The following is a 16149-nucleotide window of genomic DNA, read 5'->3' on the forward strand; positions in this document are numbered from 1 at the left end:
GAGTTAGTGTAAAAAATATACTAACTAAGAAAAGGAGACATAAGATGAAAACGTCAAAAAGGATAGAAGAATTTACCCACAATAGGGCCTTGCATATTTCCACTCTGGCAACCTTCGTTGCGGGGAATATTCTGGGATATTTATATCTCGGTGGCCTTAATTTTGTGCAAAGTTGGGGAGGGTCGTTCGCGGCGGTGATCGCCACCGCTTTCTTGGTTACCAAATCGCAGGGTTACTGGTTTTGGATGATTGTGAATGCCGGCCTTTGGATGACATTATTCTTGCACCAGGGTCTTCCAATGTTGGCCTGGCTGCAGCTAAGCATTCTATTACTGTCTATTTATGGCATGGCCCGCTGGGCGCTAGTTTCGCGTAAAATAATCGGCTACCTGGGAACCAACTTAGATAAATGGGGAGTTTTGTTTGCGACGGTTGTCTTTGTAGCTTCGATTGCGGCTTATTGGAATATGCCGGGTTATCGACTGACAAGTTGGTGGTGGGTGGAGTTTGGCAGCGTAGCTACCTCGATAGCCGCAATAGCTATGGACTCGTATCGTTACAAACTTAACTGGTTAGCCTGGACGATTTCTAATGCTTTCTCTGCGCCGCTATTCCTGCATGGCAAAATGTGGGGACCGTTCGTAACATTGTTCATGTATCAGGCAATAAACGTCTTGGGTTGGTTTGTCTGGCTCAACGAAGAAAAGAATATTTTGGCCGAGGAGGTAGCTGAAAATGCGTAGGGGATTAGTATTCGGCAAGTTTATGCCGCTGCACCGCGGGCACGAACTATTAATCAATGCAGCGCTGTCTCAAGCAGACGATGTAACAATTGTGGTTTACGATTCTAAGCCTAAAGGCGACTATCCACCGATGCCAGTATCAAAGAGGTTGAAATGGCTGGGCGAACTCTATCCAGAAGCTAGCGCAATTGTTGCCGTGTATGATCCGCATGGTGGCCAGCCGGACGCCGACGACGAAAAGTACGCTCAAGAATATGCCAACGGTCTGGCGTTCTTGGGTAAATTCGATCTGGTTTTTACCAGCGAACCCGGCTATGAAAAATTCGCTCAGGCGCTAGGCGCGCGGCATGTAATTGTTGATGCCGCGCGCGAGCTGGTGCCAATATCCGGTACAAAAATCCGCGAAGACGTTTATATGCACCGCGGCTGGATGGATCCTAGAGTATACGGCACTCTAATTCAAAAGGTTGTGTTCGTGGGCACCGAGTCAACAGGCAAATCAACGCTGGCCAAAAGAATGGCCGAAGAACTCGATACGGTCTGGACACACGAATACGGGCGCGAGCTCTGGACGGCGCAGGGAGGTGGAACTTTTCATGATCATTTGCCTATGGCTCATCGCCAGTATGCCCGCGAACAGGCAGCTATGCATCAGGCCCACGGCTTTGTGTTTTGTGACACCAACGCCTGGACTACGCTGCAGTGGTCGCTGATGGCCTACAACGCGGCCGACGGCCGGCTAATAGATCTGGTAGAAAAAACCAAAGATGAATACGTTTGGATTCTTTGCGCGCCCGACTTTGGCTGGGTTGATGACGGCATCCGCGAACTGCATGGCAGAAAGGCCCTCGATTTTCACGAAGAACAAATAAAGGATCTCGATAAGCGAGGAATTAAATATTATCAAGTATCTGGCTCGGTAGAAGAGCGGGTAGAGCAAGTTAAAAAAATCATCAAAGCTTAAGCAGTTAATTTATAGTCCGCTTCGTGCCATGATTTAAAGCAAGATGAGGCGGTACAAAAGAACCACCTTGATAACAGTTGGCTGCCTGGCGGCGCTAGCCGGGCTGGGTCTGGCGCGCAAGCTGCAATTCTTTCCGCCGGAGTGGATTTTTATTTTTTGGCCGGCGCTACTCATTCTTCGGCGCCGTACAGCTCTCGGCCTGATTTTGGTAGTAATTTTAGGTTTAGGATTAGGACTCTGGCGCGGCGCGGCATATAGCCATAAGCTGGCCGAGCTAAAATCGCTAGCTACCCATCCGGTGACAATTGAAGCCACTGCGCTCACAGACTCTGTTTATGGCAACAATTCGCAGATACAATTTACCGCTAATCAAATTCAGCTAGTCGAACCCTATCAAAAACCACTGGCTGGCACATTTAAAATCAGCGGCTTTGGTGTGCATATGATTTATCGAGGCGATCGCGTCGAAGTTTCTGGCAAACTATATCCAACTCGTGGCTCTAATCAAGCGACCATTGCTTATGCTCAGCTGGCCGAAATTTCTACCGGGCATAGTTTCTTTGCCGATATTTCTAGAAAGTTCACAACTGGCATGCAGAACGCTTTGCCGGAACCTTTAGCTAGTTTTGGGCTTGGTCTTTTGGTGGGATTGCGAACAATAATGCCGCAGGACATTCTGAATCAATTAACTGCTGTTAGTTTAGTTCACATAGTGGCGGTTAGCGGTTACAACCTAACGATTATTGTTCGTGGTATTGCCAGGTTAAAAATCCGCTCCAAATACCAAAGAACAATGTTGTCACTGGCTTTAATCGGCCTATTTGTGATGGTGACCGGTTTCAGCGCTTCAATTATTAGGGCAGCTTTGGTAAGTGCTCTAAGCTTGTGGGCGGCCTACTATGGGCGTCGGGTTAAACCGATGGTGCTTATCAGCTTTGCGGCCGCTCTGACCGGGCTTATGAACCCATTTTATGTATGGGGCGATTTGAGCTGGTACCTGTCTTTCTTAGCCTTCTTTGGAATTTTAATAATCGCGCCAACTATTCAGGCGCGGTTGTTTAGCCGGCAGCCAAAATTAATAACAGCTGTGTTGCTAGAAACATTGAGTGCCGAGCTCATGACTCTGCCGTTAATAATGATGAGCTTTAGTCAGTTGTCGATAATATCTCTGCTCGCTAATCTGTTAGTTGTGCCGCTTGTGCCACTGGCGATGTTACTCGCGGCGACGGCTGCCTTTGTGGGCGCGTTACTACCTCAACTAGCTGGTTGGTTTGCCTGGCCGGCCGTGGTGTTGCTAACTTATATGCTCGACGTGGTGCATATTCTTGCCAATATTCCATCGGTGCTACTACATACATCTATCAGTGTGAATTTAATGCTGACATTCTACGTAATTCTTTTGCTTAGCGTATTGACTATGAGGCGTCGAGCCCGCATGAAATTATCCGAGATTGAAACTGTGCTAATAAGGTAGCCATAACACCTTAAAATATGTTAAAATAAGTGTAATGTCTGGTCACAGCAAATGGTCTACAATCAAGCGCCAAAAAGAAGCCAACGACGCTAAACGCGGCGCTATGTTCACTAAGCTCGGCAATCAAATTGCCGTGGCTGCTCGCAGTGGCACAGATCCAGCCACGAATTCGGCTTTGGCGATGATTATTGATAAAGCTCGCAAATCCGGCATGCCAAATAGCAACATCGAACGTTCCATCCAGCGTGCCGGCGATAAATCAGCTGCCGCAGTCGAAGAAATTATGTACGAAGGTTACGGCCCGGGCGGCGTAGCCATCATGGTGGAGTGTGCTACTGATAATAAAAACCGCACCTACCCGGAAGTCCGCTTGGCGTTTAGCAAAAACGGCGGCAACATGGCCGAACCCGGCAGCGTGGCTTTTCAATTTAGCCGCAAGGGCGTGATTCGCGTAAAGGGAGTCGGCGATGATGTCGAACTAGCAGCTATTGAAGCCGGCGCCGACGATGTTTTCGCGGAAGAAGAAACCGGCGAGACGGTTGTTCAGACCGCTCCGACCGATCTTGCGAAAGTTCGTGACCAGCTGAAAGCAGACGGCCTGGAAGTAACCGATGCCGAACTAACTTTTGTACCGAACAACACTATCGAAGTTTCAGATAAGGAAGTTGCCCGTAAAGTCATGAATCTCATGAACGCTCTCGAGGATCTTGACGACGTGTCTAATACTCACACCAACTTCGACATCGCCGAAACAGTAGAGGTGTAAATATGAGAGTGCTTGGCATCGACCCCGGAACGGGAATCCTGGGTTTTGGCGTGATCGACTGCCAGAAAGGCAAGAATATTTTAGTTGACGCTGGCGTAATCCGTACGCCAGTCAAAGAAGACGATGCCGTGCGTCTGCAAACAATCTTCGAAGAACTAAACGATATTATTGCTGCCACTAAGCCAGACCAAATGTCGATAGAGAAGTTATATTTTTCTCAAAACGTGACTACGGCTATGACAGTCGCGCAGGCTCGCGGCGTCGCAATTCTCGCCGGCAAATTAGCAGGTCTAGAAATTGCTGAGTATACGCCGCTGCAAATCAAGCAAGCGATAACCGGCTACGGCAAAGCCGACAAAAAACAAATGCAAGAAATGGTACGCGTCCAGCTTGGCTTAAAAGAGGTGCCCAAGCCGGATGACTGTGCCGACGCCCTGGCCGCCGCCATAACCCACGCCTCGTGTAGAATTAAATAAGATGATTGCAGTATTAGACGGGAAAGTATCAGAAAAGCTCGGCGACCTAGTTATCGTGACTTGCGGTGGGGTAGGTTACGGCGCATTTGTGTCGTTCGAAGACTTCGGGTCTTTAAATGTTGGCGAGCCGGCCAAACTCTACATTTACGAGCACATCCGTGAAAATACCCATGACCTATTCGGTTTCCGCTCGCTAGAGACCAAGCAGTTGTTCGAGCAACTGCTGAGCGTGAATGGAGTTGGGCCAAAAATGGCGCTGGCGATCTTATCGATCGCCTCCAGCGCGCATGTCCGCACCGCCATCGCCGGTGGCGACACCAAGTTTATTAGCCAAGCTCCAGGCGTAGGCAAGCGAGTCGCCGAACGAGTAGTAGTTGATTTAAAAGATAAAGTCGGCCTAGCTGCTAGCGAGGGCGCCACAGAATTTTTGACCACTAGCGCAAACCCTAACGATGAAGCTTTGCAGGGTTTGGTAGCCTTGGGCTACAGCGTTCAAGACGCTGCTGAAGCTCTAAAAAAAGTAGACAGTAAATTGCCTCCAGAACAAAGGATCAAAGAAGCGTTGAAAGGATAATATGGGAAGCCCTGAAACATCTGGCAGCGAACAATCGCCGGCACCACCCACAGAAGAAGAACTAGAGGCTATTCAAAGAGTCGTAGACCTAGGCCACTTTAACAGAGTGCAGGCCGAAATTGATGTGCTGGGTGCAGCCAGAGCGGCCGCCTGGCGCCTTGGTGTACCAGCAGATGAAGCGCCAAGCGAAACCACCACTGAACCTAGTCGTTCGTTAAGCTCGCGCCAAGAACAAAAAGAGTTCAACATGCGCGTAGCCAAACTGGCTAACGAAGCAATGCAATCAGAGCAGGGCACAGAAGAGTACTTGCGTGGCCTGCCGCCAAGCTCAGAACGCGACAAGTTACTGGAGGCTTTCGAAGACCCTAAAGCTGCCTAAAATCTATGAACTTAACCAAACCATTTTTTATATTGGCGCCGATGGATGATGTCACCGACACGGTTTTTCGCCAGATCGTGGCTGATTGTGCCAAGCCGGATTTATTTTTTACAGAATTTGTTAATGTTGATGGTTTGCAAAGCCCCGGCCGTCCGCATTTACTGCCAAAGCTTTTATTAACAGACAAAGAAAAACCAGTTATCGCTCAGGTTTGGGGTTTGAAGCCGGATAACTACTATAAGACCACCCAAGAGTTAAAGAATATGGGTTTTGCCGGGGTAGACATCAACATGGGTTGTCCGGCAAAAACAGTCGTAAAGAATGGCGCGTGCAGCGCTTTGATTAATAACAAGCCATTAGCCGGTGAGATTATTGACGCGGTCAGGGAAGCTGCCGGCAGCGACTTCCCTGTCTCGGTTAAAACGCGTGTAGGTTTTACATCAGTAGACATGAGTTGGCCAGAATTTTTATTATCAAAAAAACTTAACATGTTAAGTATTCACGGCCGCACCCGGGCTGAAATGTCTAAAGTTCCAGCCAACTGGGAGCTAATTGGCGAGATCGTAAAAATGCGTGATGCGCTCTGCCCTTCAACCTTAATTGTTGGTAACGGCGACGTGCGCAACCGCCAGCACGGTCTGGAATTAATAGAAAAATATAACTTAGACGGTGTAATGATCGGTCGGGGAATATTTGACGACCCGTTTGTATTCGCCGAACGCAGTCCGTGGAGCGGGTGGACAAAAGACCAAAAGCTAAATCTTTTCAAAAAACATATTGAGTTGCACGTAGAAACTTATAAAAACCGTGAGCGCCGATTTGAAACTCTGCGAAAATTCTGCAAAGTTTATAATTAAAAGATGGGTGAATCAGATCAAAATCGGCGTCTCTATAGTATCGAGGGTGGCAAGCCCGATTCCATAAATGTGTCGAACACCTATGAAGAACTAGAAGACAGAAGCGTGCGCCTGGAATCGGTGGTGTTGGCGATCGAGCACCACCACGGCGAAGAGCAAATTGACAGGCTCGGGGTAACGACCAGGTTCTTACGGAACGGTTTTTTGATGATGCAAGAACTTGCTCATAGCGGCGGCCATAGATCCCTGTCTGATATATCGAATGAATTTGCGACTGCCTACGCCTTGGCAGCCCCGCAGCAAGATCAATCCGAGGCTTATAACCGGCTAATGAAAAGCAACGCCGAAGCCTTGCACGAACTGCGAGAAGCGATGTTTGAACCTGAAGCCCAGTTTGTTGCTGACTATCCTCAAGGCGATTGGAGCGATCGAGAGCTAAAAGAAGCCGTGTTTGACGGCATCGGTCAGTCGGCGGCGATTTTAAGATTAATACTGCCCCAAAACGAAGGCGAAGAAACTTCGGCTTATTTAGCGCGCTGCAAAGATTTTATGCAGCGTTCGATTGATAGCATTCGCGAAGAGAGCGGCAAGGCAGACGAGGCGATATCGCTAATAAAAAACGCCGATGAAATCATAGATGCGCTCGAGAGATTGGAGGTTAGGCCAGAAACTCGGTATGATCGAGGCTTAACTCTTTTAAGAATGGCAGTGTCAATGGTTGTTGGACTAGCCCGCGAGCCTAAGCAGAATCCTCTTACCTTTGCGCAGGCACAGATTCAGCAATTCGACAAACTTCCGGGCGAGCAGGGACGGCGAGCGGAGTCTATGCGCTTATTTGACTCTTTAGAATTCCTAGAAGAAACATACGATGAACTTGCCAGGTCAAACGACCCAGAAGCTGATGCTGTCCGCCACCGGGCATTTTTAGAAAAGGAATTTTCAAGCGAAACTTTTGCTAACCCTGAAACCGAGAAAGACTTGCGTAAAATTCTCCACCATTCTTACGAAATACTAAAAATCTTAGCTGGCCCAGAAGCAGCAAATCACGACGACTTAATAGAGGTGATTAACAGGCTAAAGATAATTTTTTTACATCAAGGAGCAAGAATTACCAACCCTGACGGGGTGGAAGCAGGCCACTTAAGATACTTGGCTTGGCAAGATTTTCCCGAGCCCGAATCTAAATAAAAGAACTCCCAAAATAGAGTTCTTTTGGTGGGGCTGGTTGGATTTGAACCCGACTATGATAATGAAGTTTTGGTGGGGCTGGTTGGATTTGAACCAACGACCAATCAGTTATGAGCCGACTGCTCTAACCCCTGAGCTACAGCCCCTCGTCACAACGACAGAACTAGTATAACAGATAGCCTAAGGTATAATAATCCTTGTGCTTAGCAATTACACAAAATTTTTAAACAACCCCAAAATAAAGCAATTGGCGGATGTTAGGAATATCGCCCTTTACGTTTTTTGTTTAATTGTTCTAGCTATAACATGGAGCGGGGTTAAAACTCTTCAGAATAATTACGAGCTGCAAAAGAAGATATCAACACTTAAGCAGCAAAATCAGGTTTTGCGCCTCCAGAATGAAAATACAGCACTGCAAAACCAATATTACCAAACTAACGAATATTTAGATTTGGCGGCCAGGCAGGACCTGGGCTTAGCGGCTCCTGGCGAGAAGGTCTTATTAATTCCTAAGACTGTTGCCATGAAGTACGTTGATCAAACAGTCGCTGGTAGCACACAGTCAGCGAACCAAAGCGATCAGCAGTCGAAACATATTCAAAACCTGGAAGCCTGGCGGGATTTTTTACTGGGCCGCAAACCCCTATAACCAATTGACAAAACCCCTCTAACAGATTAGAATTACTAATTGATTCTACTTTTAAGCAAGGGAAAGGTAGTAGCCACAATTTGCTAAAGCATTTTGGGGTCCCCACAAAATCAGCGAAGCGTATTTTGTGGGGTAGAGGAGCAGCCTAACCGTAAACCGAAGCTTTTGCTGAAAAGCAAAACGAGGTAACGGCGCAAGTTGCGACGACGCGGGGTGGAGCAGTGGCAGCTCGCGTGGCTCATAACCACGAGGTCGTAGGTTCGAATCCTACCCCCGCTACCAAATTTAGATAAATAAAAACTCTCGGGTACGGGAGTTATTTTTATAAATGAGCAAGAACCAAGAGTCTAAGAACCCCTCTCGCGAGCGAGTCATACACGCCATTGAAGCATCGGCCGCAGCCTACGGCTTGTATAAGGTTGCTAAGTATTGGGTGCGTCATCACCAAGATGCCGAAGACGTGGCTCAAAACGCCTATCTAAAAGCGCTTCGAGGCGCCGACCGGTTTCTTGGTGGCAGCGAGGTTGATACATGGCTTCATCGAATTGCTATCAATGCTTCTAAGGACGAGCTAGCCAAAAGAAAACACGATCCACTCACCGGACTTAATGAGGTAGACGAAGACTCTGTTTTATGTCTAGAAGACGAAGACGGCGCTCTGGACCCGGTATTTAGTTATTTACTCTCGGAGTCTAACGAGAGAGTTAAGGAACTGCTGGCAATTTTGCCGGAAGATCAAAAGAAAGCCGTTGGCCTGGAGCTGCTAGGCTTTAACGTCGAAGAAACCTCAGATATGACCGGCATGCCGGCAGGAACAGTTAAGGCCTATAGACACCGTGGCCGCAAAACCATCGGGAAAAAACTCGAAGAAGAAAAAGGCCAATAAAAACTCCCGCGACAAAGAGTGGGAGTCTTTATTGGCTGGATTTAGACTCCTAGACACCAGCGCGGACAGAACAGACGGGCCAGGCGCCCCAGCCTTGACCGGCTTGGACCTTTTGGGCGACGGTTATCTGAGCATCACGGCCGGCAAGGTCAGCGCGGGAAGCGTAGGCTCCGCCACCATAGGCCAACCAGGTGCTTTGAGTAAACTGCAAGCCACCATAGAAACCGTTACCGGTGTTGATGGCCCAGTTATCGCCAGATTCACAAGCGGCGATCCGGTCCCAAACGCTGCCGCTGGCAGCTGCTGGAGCGGTTGCGGAGCTGCTTTGATTGGAGCTAACGGGGGTATAAGGGGTCGCAGCATGCGTGCTGATTGCTGGAGTTGCGGAAACGCTTGAAGCTTCGGCCGGCGCATTGGAAGGCAGCTGACGATCTGCTAGCTGCTCACTCGGATCAGGGATGCGTAAGCTGTCTCCTGCATAAATTAAATCGGGGTCTGTTATCTTCTGATTGGCGTCATATAAACGGACGTAAGTCGTATTATGTGCATTGGCGATCGAAGTCAGAGTGTCGCCAGAATTGATTGTAACTGTAACTTGTTGCACGGCGTTTGCCTGAGTTACTTTTGGCTTTGTGGTTTGATGCTTGTGTGTGTTTAGCGCATGGACGGCATTGCCGCCTGTGATTACGGGTATTGCGGCAACGGCCAAGCCGGCTGCAAATGCTCGTATTTTCATTTAACCTCCCGACCACATAGAAAAGACCTGTGCCGATAAAACGCATAGTTAAGATTTAACTAATTTTCAGGAAATTTCGTTTGCAGTCTTAAAAATATTTTGTATCTTCCACCTCACAATTTGCGAAAGACACAATTTCCATCCTACAAAATCATAAAATTATGTCAAACCCGTCCCTGTTGGCGCTGTTGTAAAGAATGAAAAACCCCGGACAAACCGGGGTTTTTCGTTTCGAAAATCGATTTAAAATTAACGATTCTCTTTAGGGCGGGCCTGGTCGACAGAGATTGTGCGACCACCCAATTCGCTACCATTCATAGCGTCTTGGGCAGCTTTACCTTCGTCGTCGTTTTCGAATTCAACGAAGCCAAAACCCTTGCTGCGGCCAGTTTCGCGGTCACGAACAACGGTAGCACTAGCTACGGTGCCGTGGGCAGCGAAAGCGTCGCGCAGTTCGTCGTCGGTAGTAGCAAAAGGCAAGCCACCTACAAACAATTTGTACATGTAGTTAAAACTTTCTAACTTATTTTTAGGAACGACCTCTTTTCAGTCTTTTTCGGTAAGGCCGCCCGTTAAGGACTGGAGCACTTCTCGAACAGAACAGATAAGATCCTGGCGTGATTTAAACATAAAAACAGACAATATACAATCATTTTATGACAGAAAATATTGACTTTTTAAAATGTTTATGTATAATAAAAATCAGTTTTAGCCAAAAACAAAAAATTACAAAAATAAAAAGGGGAAGAAAATGCCTGCACTGGCCTATGAGCTTTTGCCGTCAACAGACGAACGAATCGTAAAAATCGACAGTTTGTTGAACTAAAAGTTAAAGTTTTTGAGCACTAACCGGCTTTGCGAGAGCCGGTTTTTCTTTACTCGCCTAGTCTGCGAGCCTTGAGGTAGGGCGAGTGGGTAGAGTGATAAGCTTGAAAAGCCAAACAAAAAACGCGCCAACTTTATTGCGCGATTTAATGCTCGGCTGAAAGGTAAACTTCTGCGCGCAGCTTTGAATATGAGTCCTCTTTTGTACTTTTTGGTAGCAGCGACTGGATTCGAACCAGTGACCGCAGGCTTATGAGTCCTGTGCTCTAACCAACTGAGCTACGCTGCCACAAAAAAGTACAAAACTTGTTCTAACCAACTGAGCTACCCTGGCGCGTCGCAATTTACGCCTCTGCCTCGTTTTGCTATTCGCAAAAACTTCGGCTTGTGGCTAGATTGCTCCTTACAAATTTTACAAGCAAGACAATCACTTGTCTTGTAAAATTTAAAAATCAACAGGGGGAGTATAGCATTTTAAACTGTTAGTTGCCAGACTGCTAAAATAAGCTTATGCAAACCACAGACCAGAAACAGGATATTGTCGATCGGGCTTTTAAAATCAGTCTGATTCTAAAAGGTCTGGACGGCTTGCTAGAAATTTTGAGCGGGCTTTTGCTTCTTGCCATAAGGCCGGAACAAATTCAAAAGATCTCACACCACTTAACCGACTCGACGTTGGCGCGCAGTCCACACTCCTTCTGGGCCAGTCATGTTGCTACTTGGGCGTCTAACTTAGGTAAGGGGTCATTGATTTTCGGAGCAATTTATTTATTGAGTCACGGTATCGTAAAACTTTTTGTAGTCGTGCAGGTCTGGCGCAATAAATCCTGGGCCTATCCGCTGCTATTGATTGTCATTGGGTTATTCGTTATATACCAGGTTTATTATTTGATTTTCAAAAAAGTCACGGCCGGCATGATTGCGCTAACTGTTTTCGATCTAATAATTATTTATCTGACGTTTATCGAATATCGCCGGCACAAAGCTCGGCACAACTTTGCCGATAGCTAGTCACCTTTCCTGGGTGGAGAGTAGCCTAATATGCCGCGGTTGCCGGGGTCTTCGACTTCGTCGGCTCCAGAAATTCCTTCATCGTAATGCTCCATAGCATCAACATTTGTGTCGGCTTCCGGATGGGTGTCGTCGGTTGTGTCGTCGACGCCGTCCGGCGCCGAAAAAGGTGTTGAATAATCTTGAGGTAATTCCTCCTGGCGGTCTTCATCGTTGGTTACTCCTTGTGGTGGCATGGCAAATCCTCCCTTTTAGTATTTTTATTAAACTACCGCTTTAAAAATCCATAAGTTAAATAAGTTACAGCCCGTTGGTGCGACACGGACTATCTTTAGTAAATAGTAACTTCAAGGAGGATTTATGGCTGATTTATCTGGCAAAAAAGTGGCTGTTGTCGCAGCTGATTACTTTGAAGAAGCAGAACTAACCGAGCCGGTCAAAGCCCTGCGCGAAGCCGGCGCAGAAGTTGAAGTAATTAGTGATAAAAAAGATAAGATTCAAGGTTTAAAGCACGTTGATCCCGGCCAAAAAGTTAAGGTCGACAAAAATCTCGATGAAGCTAATGCCGAAGACTACGATGCGCTAGTTCTTCCAGGCGGTGCGGTGAACGCCGATAACTTGCGCATGAATCAGAAAGCTCGTGATTTTGTAACCAAGATTATGGATGAGGAAGGAAAACCTACAGCGGTGATATGCCATGCTCCGTGGATATTAGTTAGCGCGGGTTTGGCTCGCGGCAAGAAGCTGACAAGCTTTTTTACGATCCAAGACGATATGCGAAATGCCGGAGCCGAATGGGTTGATGAAGAAGTTGTGATTGACGACAACTTAATTACTAGCCGCAACCCCGATGATTTGCCAGCATTTAACGATGCTCTAATTAACGCCCTGGCTTAGCTTGTTTTACGAGAAACCCAGCGCTTTTTAACGGCCGATACAGTTAGGGTCGAGACAAAGAAGCCGGCCACCGGCACCACGGCATTAACCCACGGATCGATATGGACGACAATTGAAAGGTAGCAGACAACCGTAAGGTAGGTAAGAAGCATAATAATGAGCCGCCTGAGCCAGCTGGTTTCCCAGGCTTTATCAGCTTCAACCCGTTTGTTGCGGGCTTCCAACCTGTCGAGCCGTTTTAAGATTTCGGTATCTTTCACTGCTAAGATAATAAAATGGAATTGTCCGATTTGAAACCTGGTAAATACGTTGTGGCCGTAAGCGGGGGTGTGGACTCTATGGTTCTACTCGACATTTTGGCAAGCCAACTCGGCGCAAAGATTATCGTGGCGCACTTTAATCACGGAATTCGTTCGGATGCGCAGATCGACGAAGAATTAGTTGTGCAGACTTCTAAAAAACATGGATTACCCATCGAGATTGGTAGGGCAAACTTAGGCCCCGAAGCCAGCGAAGCGGCTGCTCGCCAGGTTCGCTATAAATTTTTAGAAAACGTAAAAAAGAAATACGGCGCAAGTGCGATAATCACCGCTCATCATCAGGATGACTTGATTGAAACAGCCTTCATCAATATTTTGCGCGGCACAGGACCTAGAGGTCTAACGGCCATTAGCAATAACACTGGCGTACTCAGGCCGCTATTAAAAGTTGGTAAAAATGAAATTATCGAATATGCCAAGAAAAATAATATTAAATGGCACGAAGATTCCACCAACAGTGACGATAAATACTTGCGCAATTACTTACGTTTAAAAGTTATTCCGAATCTGAGCACTAGGCAGCGAGATAACCTGCTAGAAAACCTTAGCAATCTGGCCAGCAACACGCAGGTCAAAACCGAAGCGCTTCAAGACCTGAACGGCTACCTGGCAACCAAGGACGGGATCATCAGATCCAGGCTAAGCGTTCTTTCTAACGATGTTGCTTCGGAATTCATTGCGCACTGGCTAAGAATGTCCGGCTTTTTTGACTACGATAAAAAATTAATTAACAGCTTGCTTGCTTTTGTCAAAACCGGCCAACCGTCGGCTCGGTTTAACCTGGGGAAAAATATAGACGTAGTTTTGTCTAAAACGACCGCCTTACTAGAGACTAATGACCGCTAAAACTGATATAATGTATGGATATGGACAGAAAGAAATTACGACTGAATAGTGGCCGAGGCGGCAAGAACAAGAACAACAATTTTAAAAATGTTGGTTTTATAGTGCTGGTTATTCTGTTTGGTTTGATTTTTTATGCGGCTTTCAAAACGCCCACTCAACTAAAAACAGTTCCTTTTTCTCAGGTTATTAGTCAGGCCAACGATGGTCAAATCAAGCAAATAACCGTCAACGGCGACGAGCTAGATATTATACCCAAAGGCAAAAGCGTAGTTACCGAAAAATCTTACAAAGAACCAGGTTCAAGCATTTACGAACAAGGTCTAAAGCAGGGCAAAGTTGAGCTGGTTAACAAGCCAACCAGCGACAGCGGTACCAGCATTTGGGATCAACTGCTGGTTGGAGTTTTGCCGGTGGTGATAATCGCTTTGATTTTGATTTTCATGTTCAGGAGCGCGCAGGGTCAGGGCAATCAAGCACTAAGTTTCGGTAAAAGCCGCGCCCGTTTGTATGGTACCGAGAAAGACAAGATAAACTTTTCTAGTGTTGCCGGAAACGATGAGGCCAAACAGGATCTGCAAGAAGTGGTAGAGTTTTTGAAGTTTCCTAAAAAGTTTGAGGGCGTGGGCGCCAAAATTCCAAAAGGCGTTTTGCTGGTTGGTCCACCCGGAACCGGTAAAACCATGCTGGCCCGGGCCGTAGCCGGCGAGGCCAACGCGCCATTCTTTTCAATCAGCGGTTCTGAATTCGTGGAGATGTTTGTGGGCGTTGGTGCTAGCCGAGTACGTGACTTATTTAATAAGGCCAAAAAGAATTCGCCGTGCATAATCTTTATCGACGAAATTGATGCTGTCGGTCGCCGTCGCGGATCCGGCATGGGTGGTGGGCACGATGAGCGCGAGCAAACTTTGAACCAGATTTTGGTAGAAATGGACGGCTTTGAACAAGGCCAGAACGTTATTGTTCTTGCCGCTACTAACCGCGCCGATGTACTCGATCCAGCGTTGCTTCGCCCAGGGCGCTTTGACCGCCGTGTCAACATTGACCTCCCGGACCGCCCAGCCCGCGAATCTATACTGAAGGTTCACTTTGCCGACAAGCCAGTCAGCAAAGATGTCGACCTCAACTCGTTGGCTGCCAAAACTGCCGGCAGCAGCGGTGCCGACCTGGCCAATATTGCTAACGAAGCAGCAATTTTAGCCGCTCGCAATAATCGCAAAGTAATCGAGAACGAAGACGTAGTTAACGCTTTCGAAAAAGTCGCCATTGGTCCGGAGCGCAAAAGCAAAGTAATGAGCGACAAAGAAAAAGAGCTCACCGCTTATCATGAGGCTGGCCATGCCGTGGTTGGCCATGTGCTGCCAGACAGCGACATGGTTCACAAGGTTACCATCATCCCGCGTGGCCCAACCGGTGGCGTCACCTGGTTTATTCCACCGGAAGATAAGAGCTATCACAGCATCATTGAATATAAAGATGTACTAGCTCGAATGTTGGGTGGTCGTATCGCCGAGGAGCTCATCTACGGGTCGGAGCGTGTAACCACTGGCGCTGGCAACGATTTGCAAAAGGCCGCCGAACTAGCCCGCGAGATGGTAGTCAACCAGGGTATGGGCAAAAAATTGCGCGACCAAGTTTTTCATGTTGACGAAGGCGTGATGCTGGATCGCCTGGTTCGCGAGCGCCAATATTCGGACGAAACTGCCAAGGTCATAGACGATGAAGTTGAGAACCTGATTACAGAGGCCGCCAACAGGGCCCGTACCGTTCTTAAATCTAATATGGATAAACTTGAGGTTCTTAAAAAAGCCCTAATAGAAAAAGAAACCGTCGAAGCCGACGATGTAATGAAATTGCTAAAAGGATCGCACTTACCCAAAGCCGCCGCCTTGTACTAATCAAATAGACCTTAAGAAATGGAAGTTACCCTCACACACCGCCAGGAGACAAAATATGATTGTCCGCCGGGCTTTGTGGGACGATCAATTGTTCATTTCGATATGCATGACCCTAGGTGGGAGGAGGCTGAATACGCCTACGCCGATGGCGCTTTGCCGCCAGCAAAGTTAGGCGTGACCGGTTGCGTACCAACTACGCTAGCCGAGGTTGCTTCAACTTTTCATAATACTTTCATTTTTCCAAACCAAGTGGCCGAACTCTTGGAATCGGCTCATACTAAAAATGGGACCGCGGTAGATAAAGCTCTCGATATTTTTTGTCGAGTCTATCAACTGCAAGTAGTGGATAAGATTCAAGTTTCGAGCTTGGTTGAAGTAGAAAAACTCAGAGATCATTTGGCGAACGGCCACATCGTAATTGCAAGTTTTAACAGTGAAAGTCCCTTCACTAACGCCGCTCACGTTATAGTTATCAGGGGTATTTCCGAAGATTTGCAGAGATTTATGGTTGTTGACAATAACGACACAGACCAATACCAAGAGGGAAAATTGCCGAACCGAAATCAAACCGAGTTTAGTACCTTCGACCTGCCGCAGTGGCTGAAGAATGGCTGTTGGGTTATATCCAAACAACCCGAAGCTAGCAGTGAAATGCTAAACTAA

20 protein-coding genes and 3 tRNA genes are annotated in these 16149 nt (G+C 47.3%); 17 read left to right on the forward strand and 6 right to left on the reverse strand.

Going from position 1 to position 16149, the window contains the following annotated elements; genetic code table 11:
* The first annotated feature begins 44 nt into the window (after window positions 1-44).
* From VFT49_04055 to VFT49_04095, 9 genes are read left to right on the forward strand one after another with little or no spacing between them, the layout of a single operon-like run.
* Window positions 45-743 carry a nicotinamide mononucleotide transporter gene (locus VFT49_04055; protein HEU5005230.1) on the forward strand — a complete coding sequence of 233 codons (699 nt, stop codon included), beginning with the start codon at window positions 45-47 and terminating at the stop codon, window positions 741-743.
* On the forward strand, window positions 736-1707 hold the full coding sequence (locus tag VFT49_04060; GenBank protein HEU5005231.1) for an AAA family ATPase: 972 nt from the start codon (window positions 736-738) through the stop codon (window positions 1705-1707). The genes VFT49_04055 and VFT49_04060 overlap by 8 nt, the downstream gene beginning before the upstream one ends.
* Before the next feature lie 43 nt (window positions 1708-1750).
* Window positions 1751-3181 carry a ComEC/Rec2 family competence protein gene (locus VFT49_04065; protein HEU5005232.1) on the forward strand — a complete coding sequence of 477 codons (1431 nt, stop codon included), beginning with the start codon at window positions 1751-1753 and terminating at the stop codon, window positions 3179-3181.
* A 34-nt stretch (window positions 3182-3215) separates the two neighbouring features.
* On the forward strand, window positions 3216-3947 hold the full coding sequence (locus VFT49_04070) for a YebC/PmpR family DNA-binding transcriptional regulator (GenBank protein ID HEU5005233.1): 732 nt from the start codon (window positions 3216-3218) through the stop codon (window positions 3945-3947).
* A gap of 2 nt (window positions 3948-3949) precedes the next feature.
* On the forward strand, window positions 3950-4423 hold the full coding sequence (gene ruvC, locus VFT49_04075; protein ID HEU5005234.1) for a crossover junction endodeoxyribonuclease RuvC: 474 nt from the start codon (window positions 3950-3952) through the stop codon (window positions 4421-4423).
* Between the two features lies 1 nt (window position 4424).
* Complete coding sequence (gene ruvA, locus VFT49_04080) at window positions 4425-4997, forward strand: Holliday junction branch migration protein RuvA (GenBank protein ID HEU5005235.1); 573 nt, start codon at window positions 4425-4427, stop codon at window positions 4995-4997.
* Between the two features lies 1 nt (window position 4998).
* Window positions 4999-5376: a hypothetical protein gene (locus VFT49_04085; protein ID HEU5005236.1), complete on the forward strand. Its 378-nt coding sequence runs from the start codon at window positions 4999-5001 to the stop codon at window positions 5374-5376.
* Between the two features lie 5 nt (window positions 5377-5381).
* Complete coding sequence (locus VFT49_04090) at window positions 5382-6233, forward strand: tRNA-dihydrouridine synthase (GenBank protein HEU5005237.1); 852 nt, start codon at window positions 5382-5384, stop codon at window positions 6231-6233.
* 3 nt (window positions 6234-6236) lie between these two features.
* Entirely contained in the window at window positions 6237-7421 is a 1185-nt protein-coding gene (locus VFT49_04095) for a hypothetical protein (GenBank protein ID HEU5005238.1), read from the forward strand.
* Between the two features lie 70 nt (window positions 7422-7491).
* On the opposite strand, the gene VFT49_04100 is transcribed toward VFT49_04095, so the two are convergent.
* Window positions 7492-7567, reverse strand: a tRNA-Ile gene (locus VFT49_04100).
* Between the two features lie 53 nt (window positions 7568-7620).
* On the opposite strand from VFT49_04100, the gene VFT49_04105 reads away from it, so the two are divergent.
* The 3 genes from VFT49_04105 (at window position 7621) to VFT49_04115 (ending at window position 8956) form a co-directional block, all read left to right on the forward strand.
* Entirely contained in the window at window positions 7621-8070 is a 450-nt protein-coding gene (locus tag VFT49_04105; GenBank protein HEU5005239.1) for a septum formation initiator family protein, read from the forward strand.
* Window positions 8071-8277: 207 nt separating this feature from the next.
* Window positions 8278-8352: transfer RNA gene (locus tag VFT49_04110), tRNA-Met, on the forward strand.
* Window positions 8353-8398: 46 nt separating this feature from the next.
* Complete coding sequence (locus VFT49_04115) at window positions 8399-8956, forward strand: RNA polymerase sigma factor (GenBank protein HEU5005240.1); 558 nt, start codon at window positions 8399-8401, stop codon at window positions 8954-8956.
* Window positions 8957-9005: 49 nt separating this feature from the next.
* Here VFT49_04115 and VFT49_04120 read toward each other — a convergent pair whose 3' ends face one another.
* The 3 genes from VFT49_04120 to VFT49_04130 form a co-directional block, all read right to left on the reverse strand.
* Window positions 9006-9692, reverse strand: a complete 687-nt coding sequence (locus VFT49_04120) for a transglycosylase family protein (protein ID HEU5005241.1) — start codon at window positions 9690-9692, stop codon at window positions 9006-9008.
* A 249-nt stretch (window positions 9693-9941) separates the two neighbouring features.
* Window positions 9942-10196 carry an RNA-binding protein gene (locus VFT49_04125; GenBank protein ID HEU5005242.1) on the reverse strand — a complete coding sequence of 85 codons (255 nt, stop codon included), beginning with the start codon at window positions 10194-10196 and terminating at the stop codon, window positions 9942-9944.
* Window positions 10197-10729: 533 nt separating this feature from the next.
* A tRNA-Met gene (locus VFT49_04130) sits at window positions 10730-10806 on the reverse strand.
* Window positions 10807-11027: 221 nt separating this feature from the next.
* On the opposite strand from VFT49_04130, the gene VFT49_04135 reads away from it, so the two are divergent.
* Window positions 11028-11528, forward strand: coding sequence for a DUF2127 domain-containing protein (locus VFT49_04135; GenBank protein HEU5005243.1), 501 nt, complete (start codon window positions 11028-11030; stop codon window positions 11526-11528).
* On the opposite strand, the gene VFT49_04140 is transcribed toward VFT49_04135, so the two are convergent.
* Complete coding sequence (locus tag VFT49_04140; GenBank protein ID HEU5005244.1) at window positions 11525-11764, reverse strand: hypothetical protein; 240 nt, start codon at window positions 11762-11764, stop codon at window positions 11525-11527. The two genes, VFT49_04135 and VFT49_04140, sit on opposite strands and share 4 nt — an antisense overlap.
* A 124-nt stretch (window positions 11765-11888) precedes the next feature.
* On the opposite strand from VFT49_04140, the gene VFT49_04145 reads away from it, so the two are divergent.
* Window positions 11889-12425, forward strand: a complete 537-nt coding sequence (locus VFT49_04145) for a type 1 glutamine amidotransferase domain-containing protein (GenBank protein ID HEU5005245.1) — start codon at window positions 11889-11891, stop codon at window positions 12423-12425.
* Here the strand turns inward: VFT49_04145 and VFT49_04150 are convergent.
* On the reverse strand, window positions 12422-12685 hold the full coding sequence (locus VFT49_04150; protein ID HEU5005246.1) for a hypothetical protein: 264 nt from the start codon (window positions 12683-12685) through the stop codon (window positions 12422-12424). The two genes, VFT49_04145 and VFT49_04150, sit on opposite strands and share 4 nt — an antisense overlap.
* 15 nt (window positions 12686-12700) lie before the next feature.
* Between VFT49_04150 and tilS the strand changes: the two genes are divergently transcribed.
* From tilS to VFT49_04165, 3 genes are read left to right on the forward strand one after another with little or no spacing between them, the layout of a single operon-like run.
* Complete coding sequence (tilS, locus tag VFT49_04155; protein HEU5005247.1) at window positions 12701-13591, forward strand: tRNA lysidine(34) synthetase TilS; 891 nt, start codon at window positions 12701-12703, stop codon at window positions 13589-13591.
* Between the two features lie 20 nt (window positions 13592-13611).
* The gene (gene ftsH / locus VFT49_04160) at window positions 13612-15486 is read left to right on the forward strand and encodes an ATP-dependent zinc metalloprotease FtsH (protein ID HEU5005248.1); all 1875 of its coding nucleotides are present in this window, start codon (window positions 13612-13614) and stop codon (window positions 15484-15486) included.
* An 18-nt stretch (window positions 15487-15504) separates the two neighbouring features.
* On the forward strand, window positions 15505-16149 hold the full coding sequence (locus VFT49_04165) for a C39 family peptidase (protein HEU5005249.1): 645 nt from the start codon (window positions 15505-15507) through the stop codon (window positions 16147-16149).

The sequence above is a fragment of the Candidatus Saccharimonadales bacterium genome (assembly GCA_035758565.1).
Taxonomy (GTDB): domain Bacteria; phylum Patescibacteriota; class Saccharimonadia; order Saccharimonadales; family UBA10212; genus DASTXL01.